Annotated in this window: 14 protein-coding genes; 12 read left to right on the top strand and 2 right to left on the bottom strand. The window is 46.5% G+C overall.

Annotated elements, in window-relative coordinates; genetic code table 11:
* Positions 1–6 precede the first annotated feature (6 nt).
* From purC to V7D78_RS02040, 12 genes are all read left to right on the top strand, one after another.
* Positions 7–723, top strand: a complete 717-nt coding sequence (purC, locus tag V7D78_RS01985; RefSeq protein ID WP_333606747.1) for a phosphoribosylaminoimidazolesuccinocarboxamide synthase — start codon at positions 7–9, stop codon at positions 721–723.
* A 91-nt stretch (positions 724–814) separates the two neighbouring features.
* The gene (locus V7D78_RS01990; protein WP_333606748.1) at positions 815–1,888 is read left to right on the top strand and encodes a DUF2066 domain-containing protein; all 1,074 of its coding nucleotides are present in this window, start codon (positions 815–817) and stop codon (positions 1,886–1,888) included.
* Positions 1,889–2,587, top strand: a complete 699-nt coding sequence (gene hda / locus V7D78_RS01995; protein WP_333606749.1) for a DnaA inactivator Hda — start codon at positions 1,889–1,891, stop codon at positions 2,585–2,587.
* Positions 2,588–2,709: 122 nt separating this feature from the next.
* Positions 2,710–3,690, top strand: coding sequence for a phenylalanine--tRNA ligase subunit alpha (pheS, locus tag V7D78_RS02000; protein WP_333606750.1), 981 nt, complete (start codon positions 2,710–2,712; stop codon positions 3,688–3,690).
* A 15-nt stretch (positions 3,691–3,705) separates the two neighbouring features.
* The gene (pheT, locus tag V7D78_RS02005; RefSeq protein WP_333606751.1) at positions 3,706–6,093 is read left to right on the top strand and encodes a phenylalanine--tRNA ligase subunit beta; all 2,388 of its coding nucleotides are present in this window, start codon (positions 3,706–3,708) and stop codon (positions 6,091–6,093) included.
* A 2-nt stretch (positions 6,094–6,095) separates the two neighbouring features.
* Positions 6,096–6,392, top strand: a complete 297-nt coding sequence (gene ihfA, locus V7D78_RS02010; protein WP_333606752.1) for an integration host factor subunit alpha — start codon at positions 6,096–6,098, stop codon at positions 6,390–6,392.
* 224 nt (positions 6,393–6,616) lie between these two features.
* Complete coding sequence (locus tag V7D78_RS02015; protein ID WP_333606753.1) at positions 6,617–7,558, top strand: YbgA family protein; 942 nt, start codon at positions 6,617–6,619, stop codon at positions 7,556–7,558.
* Between the two features lies 1 nt (position 7,559).
* Positions 7,560–9,026, top strand: a complete 1,467-nt coding sequence (gene phrB, locus V7D78_RS02020; RefSeq protein ID WP_333606754.1) for a deoxyribodipyrimidine photo-lyase — start codon at positions 7,560–7,562, stop codon at positions 9,024–9,026.
* Position 9,027: 1 nt separating this feature from the next.
* Positions 9,028–9,468 carry a nuclear transport factor 2 family protein gene (locus V7D78_RS02025; RefSeq protein ID WP_333606755.1) on the top strand — a complete coding sequence of 147 codons (441 nt, stop codon included), beginning with the start codon at positions 9,028–9,030 and terminating at the stop codon, positions 9,466–9,468.
* A 13-nt stretch (positions 9,469–9,481) separates the two neighbouring features.
* Positions 9,482–10,735, top strand: a complete 1,254-nt coding sequence (locus V7D78_RS02030; RefSeq protein ID WP_333606756.1) for an NAD(P)/FAD-dependent oxidoreductase — start codon at positions 9,482–9,484, stop codon at positions 10,733–10,735.
* On the top strand, positions 10,735–11,478 hold the full coding sequence (locus V7D78_RS02035) for a DUF1365 domain-containing protein (protein ID WP_333606757.1): 744 nt from the start codon (positions 10,735–10,737) through the stop codon (positions 11,476–11,478). The genes V7D78_RS02030 and V7D78_RS02035 overlap by 1 nt, the downstream gene beginning before the upstream one ends.
* A gap of 3 nt (positions 11,479–11,481) precedes the next feature.
* Positions 11,482–12,735: a cyclopropane-fatty-acyl-phospholipid synthase family protein gene (locus tag V7D78_RS02040; protein ID WP_333606758.1), complete on the top strand. Its 1,254-nt coding sequence runs from the start codon at positions 11,482–11,484 to the stop codon at positions 12,733–12,735.
* 45 nt (positions 12,736–12,780) lie between these two features.
* Here the strand turns inward: V7D78_RS02040 and V7D78_RS02045 are convergent, their stop codons facing one another.
* A complete protein-coding gene (locus V7D78_RS02045; RefSeq protein WP_333606759.1) occupies positions 12,781–13,917 on the bottom strand; it encodes a DUF5924 family protein in 1,137 nt (378 codons plus the stop codon).
* Complete coding sequence (locus V7D78_RS02050) at positions 13,907–14,740, bottom strand: CvfB family protein (RefSeq protein ID WP_333606760.1); 834 nt, start codon at positions 14,738–14,740, stop codon at positions 13,907–13,909. Before V7D78_RS02050 ends, V7D78_RS02045 begins: the two co-directional genes overlap by 11 nt.
* Positions 14,741–14,845 lie beyond the last annotated feature (105 nt).

Below are 14,845 nucleotides of genomic sequence, written 5' to 3' on the forward strand. Positions count from 1 at the left end.
TAAATAATGGTTCAGAAAACGACAGAGCTGTATCGTGGTAAAGCAAAGACGGTGTATAACACCACGGATGAAAATCTGCTGATTCTACATTTTCGTAATGACACTTCTGCCTTCGATGGCGAGCGCATTGAGCAACTCGATCGCAAAGGTATGATTAATAACAAATTTAACTTCTTTATTATGCAGAAGTTAGAGCAAGCGGGCATACCTACTCAAGCAGAAGCGCTATTAGCTGATGATGAAATTTTGGTCAAGAAACTGGCTATGATCCCGGTAGAATGTGTTGTTCGTAATTACGCCGCCGGCTCATTAGTACGCCGCCTAGGCGTAACCGAAGGCCAGAAATTAAGCCCGGCGACCTTTGAATTATTTTTGAAAAATGATGCCTTACATGATCCTATGGTCAATGAATCATTGGCTGTGTCTTTTGGTTGGGCAACAGCCGAACAACTAGCGCAAATGAAAACCTATACCTTTCAGGCAAATCAGGTGCTAACGGCATTGTTTGAAGAAGCAGGCATGTTACTGGTTGATTTTAAATTGGAATTTGGTGTGTTTAATGGCCAGGTGGTGCTGGGTGATGAATTTTCGCCAGACGGCTGCCGGCTGTGGGATAAAGCCACCGGCAAAAAATTAGATAAAGACCGTTTCCGTCAGGGGCTGGGCGGCGTCGTTGAAGCTTACGAAGAAGTGGCAAACCGCTTAGGGGTCAAGCTGGATTAAGCTGTAACAAGGCCACCTGCGGGTGGCCTTGTTACTGTTAATACGGTTAAATAAGCGTTTAATGATTTTTCAGGTTGTGGCGGGGGCGAAATTGCAAAAACTAGCTTGTTTGATGATGTGCTGTTTGCTGTGGTTGCCAGTGACAGCGTCAGAAGTAGCCAATATTTACCTGGCCGACGTCAGCGCTGACCAACCGCAACGTGAATGGCAACGAGCTGCTCTGGCGCAAGTGTTAAACCGTGTCAGTGGTGAATCCGGTATTTTAGAGCGCCCGGCGATTAGAGCTGAACTTGGCCGGGCAGCAGGCTATGTTAAGCAATTTGAAGCGGTGCGACACGCTGATGGCAATCGTATCAGAGTATTGTTAGATGCTGAGCGCATAAATCAGTTATTGATTGCAGAGCAGATCCCGGTGTGGGGCGCGCATCGGCCAAATATGCTTATTTGGCTGGTACAACAAAGTGACGGCCAGCGCCAGTTCATCCGTGATCCAGAGGACCCGGTATTACAGCCATTAAAGCAAGTGCTATCCGATTATGCGTTGCCGCTAACTTTACCGCTTTACGATATCGATGACTTGCTAAGCCTTAATGAAACCGATGTCTGGGCCGGTTTTTGGACACAAATTCAGCAAGCCAGCCAACGTTACCGGCCTGACGAAGTCATTATTCTGATGTTAGAGCAGCGCACTTCCAGCGTCGAGGAGCCCTGGCGACTTAACTGGCAACGGCAGCAGCAAGGCAGGACCTTAAGGGGTGAGTTAGCTGCGGCTGATGCCAGTGAGTTGTTAGCTCTGTACGCCAACAGTTTAGTGGCAGAGTTAGCAGCACAATATGCCGTTTTACCCAAGCCTGAAAACAGTCAGCTGCTTACTTTACAGATTGATGGCAGCATGAGTTGGCAAGATTTGCTGGCATTAGAGCGCAGTTTCAGTCAGATTTTGGGTGTAACTGATGTCACAGTTAACCGCTATCAAGCGGATTTCAGCCAGATTTCACTACGCGCTGACATCAGTGCTGAGCAGTTACAACAAATTTTACAATTCGACAGTCGTTTGCAAGCGCAAGCAAACCGTCTGCCGGCTTTTTTCTCTGAACAGAGCCAATACCAAGGCCAAACTCAGAGCCCGGCGCCGCAGTTGTATTATCGTTTTATTGGTCGTTAGATGCAGCCATTGCAGTACACCCTGGCCGTTACCCTACCAGAGGATGAGACGCTCGATAGTTTTTACAGCGCCGGCCAGGGCGAAGTCGTTAACTGTGTAAAACATTATCTTCAGCAACCCGCTATGGCCGCCCCGATCTATTTATTTGGTGCAGCTGGCAGCGGTAAAAGCCATCTTTTGTATGCTGCTTGTGTGCAGGCGCAAGAGCAGGGCTTAACCAGTCAGCTATTGGCGCTACAAGACAGCGATCAGCTCAGTCCGCGTATTCTGGATAATCTGGAGCAATTAGATTTAGTTTGTCTTGATAATATTCAGGCGATAGCCGGGGATCTGAGTTGGCAAATTGCGGTGTTTGATTTGTATAACCGCATGTTAGAGCAGGGCAAGGCGTTAATTATTGTCGGTGACGAAGCCCCCTCAGCCTTAGGCATTCAGCTGGCGGATTTATTGTCACGCTTGCAGGCCTGCAGCAGTTTTCAGTTGCGCTTGCTGACAGATGACGACAAACAAAAACTGCTACAACAAAAAGCCCGCTTGCGCGGCATGGATTTACCCGATGAAGTGGCCCGATTTCTGTTAAATCGTCAGCAACGGGATATTCGTGCGTTAGTCGCCATTTTAGACAAGCTGGATAAAGCCTCCATTGTGCACCAGCGAAAATTAACCATTCCCTTTATTAAAGAAATTCTAAGGTTTTAGCCTGATTAACTTGGCTTTTTAGCCAGAGATTGGCAGAAAAAGTGTCGATAATCTCTGCGTTTGCCGCGTAATCTGGTGTATCATAACCGGCTTTTAGTACCGACGCTGGATTGAGGAATTAAATGAACCTGACAGCAATATTACACCAAGCCTTGCAAGCGGTTGCCGAGGCCACAGATATCGCCTCCCTGGAAGAGGTTCGTGTAACCTTTATGGGCAAAAAAGGCCATATCACTGAATTATTAAAATCGCTTGGTGCCATGGATCCAGAACAACGTAAACTGGCTGGCCAACATATCAACGAGCTGAAACAACAGGTTCAGGATGCGCTGAATCAAAAGCGTGATGCTTTGCAGCAAGCTCAGCTATTAAGCAAGCTGGCACAAGAAAAAATTGATGTTACCCTGCCTGGACGCAGCTTGGAGCAGGGTGGCTTACACCCGGTAACCCGCACTATTGCCCGTATTGAAAGCTTTTTCAGTGAGCTGGGTTTTGAAACCAAGCATGGTCCCGAAATCGAAGATGATTTTCACAACTTTGATGCGCTGAATATTCCCGAGCATCACCCGGCACGGGCAGATCACGATACCTTTTATTTTAATCCTAAGCAGATGTTGCGTACTCAGACCTCAGGGGTCCAAATCCGCACTATGGAACAACAACAACCGCCGTTGCGGATTATTTCGCCGGGTCGGGTATACCGCAATGATTACGATCAAACGCATACGCCGATGTTTCATCAGGTAGAAGGCTTGATGGTCGATAAAAACGTCAGCTTTACTGAGCTCAAAGGCATTTTGCATGACTTTTTGCAGAACTTTTTTGAGCAGGATTTACAAGTGCGTTTTCGTCCCTCCTTTTTCCCTTTTACAGAACCTTCCGCTGAAGTCGATGTTATGGGCAAAAATGGCAAATGGCTGGAAGTACTGGGTTGTGGCATGGTGCACCCGAACGTTTTACGCTCGGTAGGTATTGACCCTGAAATATACAGTGGTTTTGCCTTTGGTATGGGCGTAGAGCGTCTGACCATGCTGCATTATGGTGTGACAGACCTGCGTGCTTTCTTTGAAAACGATGTACGTTTCTTAAAACAGTTCAGATAAGTGGAGTTAATCTAGATGAAATTCAGTGAAGCCTGGTTACGCGAGTGGGTAAACCCAGCCATTGACACCCACACCTTATCTGAACAGTTATCCATGGCCGGTTTGGAAGTCGATGGTATTGAGGCTGTTGCCGGTTCGTTCAGCGGTGTGGTGATAGGTGAAGTGGTTGAGTGTGGCCCGCATCCGGATGCCGATAAATTACAGGTAACCAAAGTCAATATTGGCGGCGCTGAGCTGCTGGACATTGTATGTGGTGCTAAAAATTGCCGTAAAGGGCTAAAAGTGGCGGTAGCCAAAGTAGGTGCTGTATTGCCTGGCGATTTTGTAATTAAAACCGCCAAGTTACGCGGGCAGCCATCAAATGGCATGCTGTGCTCGTTCTCAGAGTTGGGCATAGCAGATGGCTTTGATGGTATTATCGAATTACCTGCAGATGCACCTCTGGGCCAGTGTATCCGACAGTATTTACAGTTAGACGACAGCATTATAGAAGTGGATTTAACACCAAACCGCGCTGATTGTCTGGGTATTAAAGGCTTGGCCCGGGAAGTTGGGGTATTAAATAAATTGCAGGTCTGTGAGCCTGTGATCAAGGCTGTTGCCGCCACCATTACTGATGTTAAAGGCATTACCCTGAGTGCCCCTGATGCTTGCCCCCGCTACTTGGGCCGGGTGGTGCGTAATGTGAATGTGTCGGCGCCAAGCCCCCTATGGTTAACCGAAAAACTGCGTCGCTGTGGTGTGCGAAGCATTGATGCGGTAGTGGATATTACCAACTTTGTGTTACTGGAGTTGGGGCATCCGATGCATGCTTTTGATTTAGCCCAGATAGACGGCGATATTAATGTGCGTTTGGCCACGGCTGGCGAGACCATGGTCTTGTTGGATGAGACTGAGGTGACGTTAAACGCCAACACACTGCTTATCGCTGATAACAGCAAAGCGCTGGCAATGGCCGGGGTATTTGGTGGTTTGCACAGCGGTGTGACAGCCCAGACCAAAGATGTGTTTTTAGAAAGTGCCTTTTTTGCGCCTTTAGCCATAGCGGGTAAAGCGCGGCAATATGGCTTGCATACCGATGCTTCGCATCGCTATGAACGCGGTGTGGACCCAGAACTGCAGCATGCAGCCATGGAGCGCGCCACCGCATTATTGCTGCAGATCTGCGGCGGTGAAGCCGGGCCTGTGGTAGAAGCTGTAGCCAAAGAGCACTTGCCAAAGGTGGCGCACATCAGCCTGAGTGATGCTAAATTAAGCCGCATTTTAGGGATCAGTATCGATAAAGCTGAAGTGAGCGCAATTTTTAGTCGTTTAGGACTGCAAGTCACAGACACTGCTGACGGTTGGCAGGTGCAGGTGCCGGGTTACCGTTTTGATTTGAGTATTGCCGAAGATCTGATTGAAGAAGTCGCCAGGGTCTATGGTTACAACAACATTCCTAACGTAGCGCCAGTGGCGGCATTACAGATGCGCAAGTTTAATGAGGCGGCGCTGGATGTGCAGCTGATGCGCGAGCTGTTGGTGGCGCGTGGATATCAGGAAGCGATTACCTATAGCTTTGTGGATCCTAAAGTACAACAAGTATTGTTTCCGAATGATGCCGCGTTAACCTTACCCAATCCGATATCTGCCGATATGTCGGCGATGCGATTAAATTTGTGGCCAGGTTTATTGCAGGCAGTGCAATACAATCAAAACAGACAGCAAAACCGTTTAAGGTTGTTTGAATATGGTCTTAAATTTGTGCCAGATGCCGCAGCAGAAGGTGGTGTACGCCAGGTTGCTGTGCTCGGTGGTGTTATTGTTGGTTCTTTAGCTAATGAACACTGGGCTATAGCTGAGCGTCCGGTTGATTTTTTTGACCTCAAAGGAGACGTTGAAGCCTTGCTATCATTGTTGTCTGACAATGACAGTGTGCACTTTGCTGCAGCTGAACATAGTGCCTTACATCCGGGCCAAACGGCGGCGATTTACCGTCAGGGTAAAGTTGTCGGCATGCTGGGGGCATTACACCCGGAAGCCGAGCGTAAACTTGGTATTAAGGGTAAAGCGATGCTGTTTGAACTGGAGCTTTCTGCCCTAGGTGAGCGTCAAATAGTGCAGGCGGAGGAGTTATCGAAGTATCCTGCTAACCGTCGCGATCTGGCGTTGGCGGTTAAATCCACAGTGCATTTTGCTGATATAGTTGCTACTATAAAAAAAGTTGGCGTAAATCAACTAGTTGACCTAAGATTATTTGACGTATACACAGGGCAGGGCGTGGCAGATGGCTTTAAGTCGCTGGCTATCGCGTTGACTTTGCAGGATAGAGCACGGACACTTGAAGATAAAGATATTCAAGCTGTTGTAAATCAAGTGGTTAGCGTGCTTAAAGATGAGTTCGATGCAACGTTGAGGGATTAAGAATGGCGCTGACCAAAGCGGATATAGCAGAACGGTTGTTTACCAAGTTTGGCGTGAGCAAGCGTGATGCTAAGTTAATTGTTGAAGCTTTTTTTGAAGAGATTCGAGTAGCGCTCGAAGCAGGCGAGCAGGTAAAGTTGTCAGGTTTTGGTAATTTTGACTTGCGAGTTAAAAATGAACGGCCAGGTCGCAACCCGAAAACCGGCGAAGATATCCCTATATCAGCCCGTTGCGTAGTGACTTTCCGTCCTGGTCAAAAATTAAAATCGCGGGTAGAAAGCGGAACCAGTAAAGCTTAATCCCTGCCGACAGCTTTAAATGGAATAACGATAGCAACTGTACGAAATTTATTCAGTACAGATGCTGTCGTTTTTTTTTCATCTGAATAAAGCTGTTTAACTGATCCAAACAACCCTGCTTACTGTAAAGAAAAAAATTCAGCTCTGTGTAACATCAGCGTTTGCGGGCATGTTAAAAATTTTGTTCAGGAATACTATGTTGTTAGTACTGTGTCGGTAATGCTATGTCGATAAAAATCGGGATCAGCGCCTGTGTATTAGGTGAAAAAGTACGCTTTGATGGCGGTCACAAAGCCTCAAATTTTTGTACGCAGCAACTGGCTAACTGGGTGCAATTTGTGCCTGTCTGCCCCGAGCAAGCTATTGGTTTAGGGGTGCCACGTCCGGCGATACGCTTGCAACGTAATGCGCAGCATCAAATCCGTCTGGTGCAAACCAAAGATACCTCACTGGATTATACCGGACAAATGCTGACCTTCACCGAGCAACTGTTACCCCGTTTAGCTCAGTTATCAGGCTATATTGTTTGTGCTAAGTCTCCTACCTGTGGCATGGAACGGGTAAAGTTATACGATGAGCAAGGCCAAAATCTGGGTAAGGTAACGGTTGGTTTGTATACACAGCAACTTATGCAGCGCTATCCGTGGCTTCCTGTTGAGGAAGATGGCCGTTTACAAGACCCGCTACTTCGCGAAAACTTTATTTGTCGGGTATTTAGTTTAGATGACTACCAGCAATCCATGGCTGACGGTTTTACTGTGGGCAAACTGGTAAAATTTCACAGTCGTTATAAGTTTTTAATAATGTCACACAACCCGGTGGCTTACCGTGAGTTAGGCCGCCTGGTGGCATCGGCCAGTTTATTCAAAGCTGAAGAGTTGTCTATCCGATATATCACCGACTTAATGCAGGCGATGCAACATATCGCCACCAGAAAAAATCATGCTAATACCTTACAACATTTGCAGGGATTCTTTAAAACGGTACTCAGTCCCAGCTCGAAGCAGCAACTGTCAGACACTATTCATCGTTATCGTCAGGGTTTTTTGCCGTTAATGGCACCGGTGACTTTGTTACAGCATCATTTACTACAGCATCCGAATGCCTATTTATCTTCACAGCGCTATTTACAGCCTTACCCTGAACAACTTGGTTTGAGGGCCTGATATGTCTAAGCCTGGAGTACCTTTTCAGTTAGTGTGGCTGCGTAATGATTTGCGTTGTTATGATAACGCTGCGCTGTATTTTGCCGCTGAAGCTGCACAGCGTTTACAGCAACCTTTAGTGGTATTGTTTGCTGCGACTAAAGACAGTTGGCAAGCGCATGATATGGCGCCGATTAAGCAAGATTTTATCAGACGACGGGTGCAGGCGTTACAGCAGGAGTTGGCTCAGCTTAATATCCCTTTACTGGCGATAGAAGCCTCAGACTATGCCAGTATGCAGCCGTTGTTTCAGTTGCTGGCAGACTTGGGTATGGCGGCATGTTACGCCCACACCGAATATGAGCTTAGAGAGCAGCATCGGGATCATAAGATTACAGCGCTATTAGCAGCGCGTGGCATTGCGTGTTTTTGGTACGATAAGCTTTGTGTTATGCCGCCTGGCAGCATCAAAACACAAAGTGGTGATGTGTATAAGGTGTTCACGCCTTTTAAGCGTAACTGGCTACATCAGTTGGAGCAACGCGGCATCACTTGCTTGAAAAGGCCGCAGTTAACTACTGAATTAGCGGCAATAACTGAGCAGCTAAAGCAAAGTGTAGTCCAGCCGCTAGCAACAGCTGGCTTTCCTGCTTTGCTGGCGGGGGATAACAGCTCAGCAGATTGGCCGGTGGCTGAGCACCAAGTACTTGAGCAAATGCGCCTGTTTTGTCAGCAACAGGTCGCGGATTATCAGCAGCAGCGTGATTTTCCGGCAAAACCGGGTACCTCTAAGTTATCTGCCTACCTGGCGATAGGGGTGTTATCAGCACAGCAGTGCGTCAGCCGCTTGCAGTTGGAGGCGGCTACGCAACTGAGCATTGAAAGGAGCGGTGCAGCTGTGTGGTTATCTGAGCTTATCTGGCGTGAGTTTTACAAACATATACTGGTAGCCTTCCCGGATCTGATAAAACATCGTCCTTTTCAAGCGGAAACCGCTGCCATCCGCTGGCCGAATGACCCCGCGCTTTTTAACGCCTGGTGTCAGGGTAATACCGGATATCCAATCGTTGATGCGGCGATGCGTCAGCTGAACCAAACCGGTTGGATGCATAACAGATTGCGGATGATTGCCGCCAGTTTTCTGGTTAAAGACCTGCACGTTGACTGGCGTCTGGGTGAGCAGTATTTTATGTCAAGATTGATCGATGGCGACTTTGCTGCCAATAATGGCGGCTGGCAGTGGGCGGCGTCGACCGGTACAGATGCAGCACCTTATTTTCGAATATTCAACCCGGTGACACAAAGCGAACGGTTTGATCCTGCCGGAGATTTTATTAAAGGCTTTATTCCTGAGCTTAATAAACTTGATGCCAAATCTATTCATTGGCCGCACAAAGTATCTACACCTAAAGGGTACGCTAAGCCTGTCGTCGATCATGCTGCTGCCCGTATAATTACCCTGGCTTTATTTAAAGAGGTGAAACAATAGCATGACTGAACAAATGGACAGCAGACTAGCGGCCTTTCTGGCATTTTATAACCAGCTGTCACATCAGGGCTTACATGGCTTAACAGCACTGTACCATGCTGAGGTAGAGTTTATCGATCCTGTCCACCAAATCCAGGGTTGCCGGCAGCTACAAGAGTATTTTGAACATGCCTATCAAAGATTAACCTCTTGTCAGTTTACTCTGGTGTCTCACAGCGCCTCCGCCGATTGTGGTTTTATCAGTTGGCAGATGACCTTGCAGCATCCGGCTATTAATAAAGGCCGCACGATAACCGTGCCTGGTTGCACTGAACTGCGCTGGCACCAGGGGTTAATTCGTTATCATCGGGATTATTATGATTTAACGGATTTGGTGTACCAACATTTGCCAGTCCTTGGCTTTGTAACAACTAAAATTAAACATAGAATGGCGAAGGCCTGACGGGAAAAGACGTATGCGCATAGCAGTAATTGGCGGTGGTATTTCTGGCATGATGGCCTGGTATTTATTACAACAAAAATACCTGGTAACCTTATTTGAATCGAATGATTATCTGGGCGGTCATACGGCAACGGTTGATGTCCAATATCAGGGGCAACACTATGCTATTGATACTGGCTTTATTGTGTTTAACGACTGGACTTACCCGGTGTTTAACAAGTTTATTGCTGAGCTTGGTGTAGCATCTTTGCCTACAGAAATGAGCTTTTCGGTAAAAAATACGCTGACTGATCTGGAATACAATGGCAATAGTTTTGCCAGCCTGTTTGCGCAAAAACGCAATCTAATGCGTCCATCTTTTTATCGCATGTTATTGGATATTACCCGTTTTAATAAGTTGGGTAAGCGTTTAATTGAACAGGATCATGCCGATCTTGATCTGGAATTAGGTGTTTTCTTAAGTAAATACCAGTTTGGTAAAGCAGTAAGAGATAATTATTTACTGCCGATGGGCGCCGCTATCTGGTCTGCAGGCCTGACCGATATGCCACAGTTTCCGGTACGGTTTTTTCTGCGTTTCTTTAATAACCATGGTTTATTAAATATCAATAACCGGCCGCAATGGTCGGTGATTAAAGGCGGCTCTAAGCGTTATGTTGAGGCCTTACTGGCTAAACTGGGCACTGACAATTTGCGATTAAAGCAGAACATCAAAGCTGTTAACCGTGATGAGCAAGGCGTGTTACTCACATTTGCTGATGGTCAAACGGAGCGATTTGATAAAGTGGTATTTGCCTGTCACAGTGATCAGGCGTTAGCCTTATTGGCGGATGCCAGCGCGCAAGAGCAAGCAGTACTTGGCGGTATAGCCTATCAGCAAAATGAAGTGGTCCTGCACACTGACACCCGTTTATTACCGAAGCGTAAAGCAGCCTGGGCATCATGGAATTATAATCTGGATAATAGTCAGAGCCAGCGTGCCACTTTAACTTACAATATGAATATTTTGCAGCAGTTAACGGCGCCAGTCACTTTTTGTGTGACGCTGAATAATATTGCGGCCATTGACCCTGATAGCATACTTGGCATCTATCAATATGCGCACCCGGTATACAATATGATGACCATCGAATCACAGAAACAACGTGAGAGCATCAATGGCAAGCAGCACAGCTATTTTTGCGGTGCTTATTGGTATAACGGCTTTCATGAGGATGGTGCCCGCAGCGCGGTCGATGTGGCGGCAATGCTGGGTGTCAGTTACTGATGCAATCAGGACATGCAGTGTATTGCGGCAGGGTGGGCCATAAACGCTTTTTACCTAAGCAGCATGGTTTTGACTATGCCTACACTAGCTATTGGCTGGATGCGGCTATGTTACACAACGGTAGTCTGGCGTTGCATGGTATTAGTTGTAACCGTTTTGCCGCGCTGAGTTACCGACGTACAGATTACCTGGCGGGGGTAGCCGATTTAGCACAGGCTGTGCGTGACAAAGTAAAGTTGTTAGGTGGTATGAAGGCGGTGTCAAAAGTATTTTTACTAACACCACTGGCGAATTGGGGTTATTATTTCAGTCCGCTTACCTTGTACTATTGTTATGATGAGGCCGATGAATTCTGTTATTTACTGGCTGAAGTCAGCAATACGCCCTGGAATGAACGTCATTATTACCTGCAAACTATTGATAGCGCGTTAATGCTATATCAGCATGATAAAGCTTTTCATGTATCGCCATTTAACCCCATAGATATGCAGTATCGCTGGCAGATACCCGCGCCTGCAGAGCAACTGTATTGCAGTATTACTAATTTTAAAGAGCAACAAGCAGTATTCAGTGCCTGGTTTAGCTTGCAGCGCTTTACGCTGGACGCCGCCAGCCGTCGTCGCATCCTGATCCGGCATCCGTGGCAAAACGTACAGGTAATGTGGCGAATTTATTGGCAAGCATTAAAGTTGTTTATAAAAGGTGTACCCTATTATCCGCATCAAAAATCCAAGGGATCTTAAGTTATGAGTTTATCGTTAACCGATAATGCTGTATTTGATAATCTGAGTTTACTCGACCGCTTGTGTCGCAAGTTCAGTCTGAAATTTTTAGCTGAGTTACGCCATGGTGATATCACCCTGATAGAAGGGGATGAGCAGTTACAATTAGGCGAAGCGGGTGCTGCGCTTAAAGTCACCATCACTGTACTTGATCCTGCGTTTTATCAAAAACTGGTGTTAGCCGGCTCAGTCGGCGGCGGTGAAGCTTATATTCATGGCTACTGGCGCTGCGATGATTTAACCAGTTTAGTTCGGATATTTGCAAAAAACCTCAGTTTACTCGATGGTATGGATGCCAGCTGGACCCGGCTGGGGCGGCCGCTACTGAAGTTGTTAGATTGGCGAAATACCAACAGTAAACAGCAAGCAAAGAAAAATATTGCTGCGCATTATGATTTGGGGAATGACATGTATCAGCTGTTTTTAGATAACAGCATGATGTATTCCAGTGCGGTTTACCCGCATGAACAAGCTGACTTAAGTATGGCGCAACAACATAAATTACAGCAGATATGTGAAAAATTACAGTTAACGGCTGACGATCATCTGCTGGAAATTGGCACCGGTTGGGGCGGTATGGCTATTTATGCTGCCCAGCATTATGGTTGTAAGGTCACCACTACTACCATTTCAGCTGAGCAACTGGCCTTTGCTAAAGCCAGAGTTAATGAGCTGGGCTTAGCAGATAAAATCACTTTATTGTTTGAAGACTATCGCGATCTGACTGGCCAGTACGACAAGCTGGTATCGATAGAAATGATTGAAGCGGTAGGTGATAACTACCTGGATAACTATTTTGAAAAATGCAGCAGCTTACTTAAGCCAGATGGTTTAATGGTATTGCAAGCCATTACTATCGTTGACCAAAGGTACCAGCAGTACGTGAAAGAAGTCGACTTTATTAAACGCTATGTGTTTCCTGGTGGTTGTTTGCCTTCGATTAGCCGTATGGCGCATGCGCTTAGCAGTAAAACTGATATGGTGATCCGTCAGGTACATGATATTGGCTTTGATTACGCCAAAACACTGCGTCATTGGTGTGATAATTTTATGCAGCAACGTGATGCCGTGCATCAATTGGGCTACGACGACAACTTTATTCGTTTATGGCATTTTTATCTGTGCTACTGCGAAGGTGGCTTTTTAGAGCGGGCTACCAGTGCCGTGCATATGGTGATGTCAAAACCCGCCAACCGCAGTGCCGCTATATACCGTTAATCAGTAATTAAGGGCCTTTGGGCCCTTTTTGTTTATATCATTCTGTCAGTTTGAATTGAGCGTTACTTCAGGCGTCACTGTGATGTCATCAGATCTCAATTCAGCCTCTGCCGGTAAGGGGCTATCAGCATCAACGTCTGGGTTTGGCGTAACACGAAATCGCGTTAAACCTATTAAGCGGCCTGATTCAGTCACTATCTGGACTTGCCAGTTGCCACCAGGATAAGGGGGAAATACACGTTTTTGACTCCATGCCCGATATCCGCCTTCCCGCCCCCCTCGAGTGGTTAGCATAATACGTTCAACTTCACGACCATTATGCAGCCAAACATGGTAAATGTTTTCTTGTAAGCCACGTGGAGCCCGTACCGCAGTCCAGGTAAAAAGCCCTTGTTGCAGTTCATTAACTGAGAGTTCTGTGATAGCAGCACCTGGCTCACGCTCAATGGTATTGACGTGGTGAGACACTATTATTGTGGTCAGCCGCATTCCCGCAGGCGGGATCCAGTTTTGTAATTGCCATAAGGTGCCAGCCATTAACGCCAGCATGCCAGCCAGCAAAGGAAAACGCCACCAACGCCCTGGCGGCAATATCCTAGCTAAACTGGGCAAGCTAAAGATTAAAGCGGCCAGAATCGCGGCTATCAAACTTTGCTGAGTGGTCAATTGTAATAACAAGGGTAGTACTACCAGTAAGACTACAAATAATGCAAATGTATGAAAAGCAACGAATAACGCATATCTGCTGGCTAAATGTTTATAATAAAGCGGGTCGATTATAGACACTAAAGCGCACAAAATTAATAAACCAGTGAATATGCCCTGTGCATGATCCCAACTGGTGACTACCAGAAAAAAGGGCAGTACAAAAAATAAGCTTTCCTGATGCACCAGTTGTGTTAAAAACCGCACGACAACAGGCGACAGACTCCAGCCAAAATGTTTAAACAGACTGGCTCTGAGCCAGCTATCTACTAACAGCAGCAACCAGCTTGCCAACATAACAATAGCAATAATCTGGGCAATAGATTCTTTACGATCAATCAGCACGTAACTGGCAATGCCGGAGACAAATGCCAACACTGCCATCAAGCCCGAATGGCGTTGGAATAATGCAATCAGACAGATAACGACAGGTTTTAAGGCATCTAGTCTGGCAGCCGCAGCTAATTTAACTGTCAACGAGCATGATCCCAGCGTCTAAGATCACAATTTTTTTATCTTTATACAGGGTACCAATGGCTTGTTTATAGGCTTTTTTGCTGACACCAAACATGTCGTATATTAACTCTGGTGAGCTTTTATCTGTCAGGGCCAGCTTGCCGTTATTTTGCTTTAGCTTGTCGAGAATACGCTTAGTCAGCTCCTGAGCTTGCTTGTAGGTAGCGGAATTAAGACGTAGATCAATTTTGCCATCATCACGCACTTTTACCACATAGGCTATCATCTGCTCACCACGTTTTAATGGCTTAAACACTTCATTGCTATACAGCACGCCCCAATGTTGATGGTTTATCACGGCTTTATATCCAAGATCCGTGGCTTCGCTGATAATAATATCCACCTTATCACCCGGTGAATATTGCGCTGGTGTTTTATGCAGGTGGCGGTCTAATTTGGTTGATGCAACAATACGGTTGCTTAAGTCGACATAACAGTACACCAGATAGCGTTGGCCTTCTTTTAACGGTATAAGTTGCTCGCTAAAGGGCACCAGCAAATCTTTTTTTAAGCCCCAGTTTAAAAAAGCCCCGACTTTAGTGCTGGCAACAACCGGCAACATGTCCACCTGGCCTACCATAATGGCCGGTTTTTCAGTGGTAGCAATCAGTTGATCTTCCGAATCCAAATACAGAAACACGTCAAGTAGGTCGCCAGGTTGTAAATTGGCGGGTGCAACATTATTAGGTAACAGGATTTCACCCCAGCTCAGGCCATCCAGATAAAAACCAAATTTAACCTGTTTTTTCACAGTCAGGGTATTAAGCGTGCCTAAGGCGATCATGTTTGCTCCACTAGCGAATGTTATCGATGCTATTGTAACTGTTTTTGTGCGGCGCAGCGCGATTAATCCACTTTACCGCTGGTAACACTGAGCTAATTACGCCTA

This window comes from Arsukibacterium sp., assembly GCF_036735525.1.
Taxonomy (GTDB): Bacteria; Pseudomonadota; Gammaproteobacteria; order Enterobacterales; family Alteromonadaceae; genus Alishewanella.

What these genes read in the sequence shown, in the direction of transcription:
- hda (WP_333606749.1), top strand. Translation starts at nt 1,889, where the DNA reads ATGCAGCCATTGCAGTACACCCTGGCCGTTACCCTACCAGAGGATGAG.
- pheS (WP_333606750.1), top strand. Translation starts at nt 2,710, where the DNA reads ATGAACCTGACAGCAATATTACACCAAGCCTTGCAAGCGGTTGCCGAG.
- ihfA (WP_333606752.1), top strand. Translation starts at nt 6,096, where the DNA reads ATGGCGCTGACCAAAGCGGATATAGCAGAACGGTTGTTTACCAAGTTT.
- V7D78_RS02015 (WP_333606753.1), top strand. Translation starts at nt 6,617, where the DNA reads ATGTCGATAAAAATCGGGATCAGCGCCTGTGTATTAGGTGAAAAAGTA.
- V7D78_RS02050 (WP_333606760.1), bottom strand. Translation starts at nt 14,740, where the DNA reads ATGATCGCCTTAGGCACGCTTAATACCCTGACTGTGAAAAAACAGGTT.
- V7D78_RS02025 (WP_333606755.1), top strand. Translation starts at nt 9,028, where the DNA reads ATGACTGAACAAATGGACAGCAGACTAGCGGCCTTTCTGGCATTTTAT.
- V7D78_RS02035 (WP_333606757.1), top strand. Translation starts at nt 10,735, where the DNA reads ATGCAATCAGGACATGCAGTGTATTGCGGCAGGGTGGGCCATAAACGC.
- purC (WP_333606747.1), top strand. Translation starts at nt 7, where the DNA reads ATGGTTCAGAAAACGACAGAGCTGTATCGTGGTAAAGCAAAGACGGTG.
- phrB (WP_333606754.1), top strand. Translation starts at nt 7,560, where the DNA reads ATGTCTAAGCCTGGAGTACCTTTTCAGTTAGTGTGGCTGCGTAATGAT.
- pheT (WP_333606751.1), top strand. Translation starts at nt 3,706, where the DNA reads ATGAAATTCAGTGAAGCCTGGTTACGCGAGTGGGTAAACCCAGCCATT.
- V7D78_RS02030 (WP_333606756.1), top strand. Translation starts at nt 9,482, where the DNA reads ATGCGCATAGCAGTAATTGGCGGTGGTATTTCTGGCATGATGGCCTGG.
- V7D78_RS02040 (WP_333606758.1), top strand. Translation starts at nt 11,482, where the DNA reads ATGAGTTTATCGTTAACCGATAATGCTGTATTTGATAATCTGAGTTTA.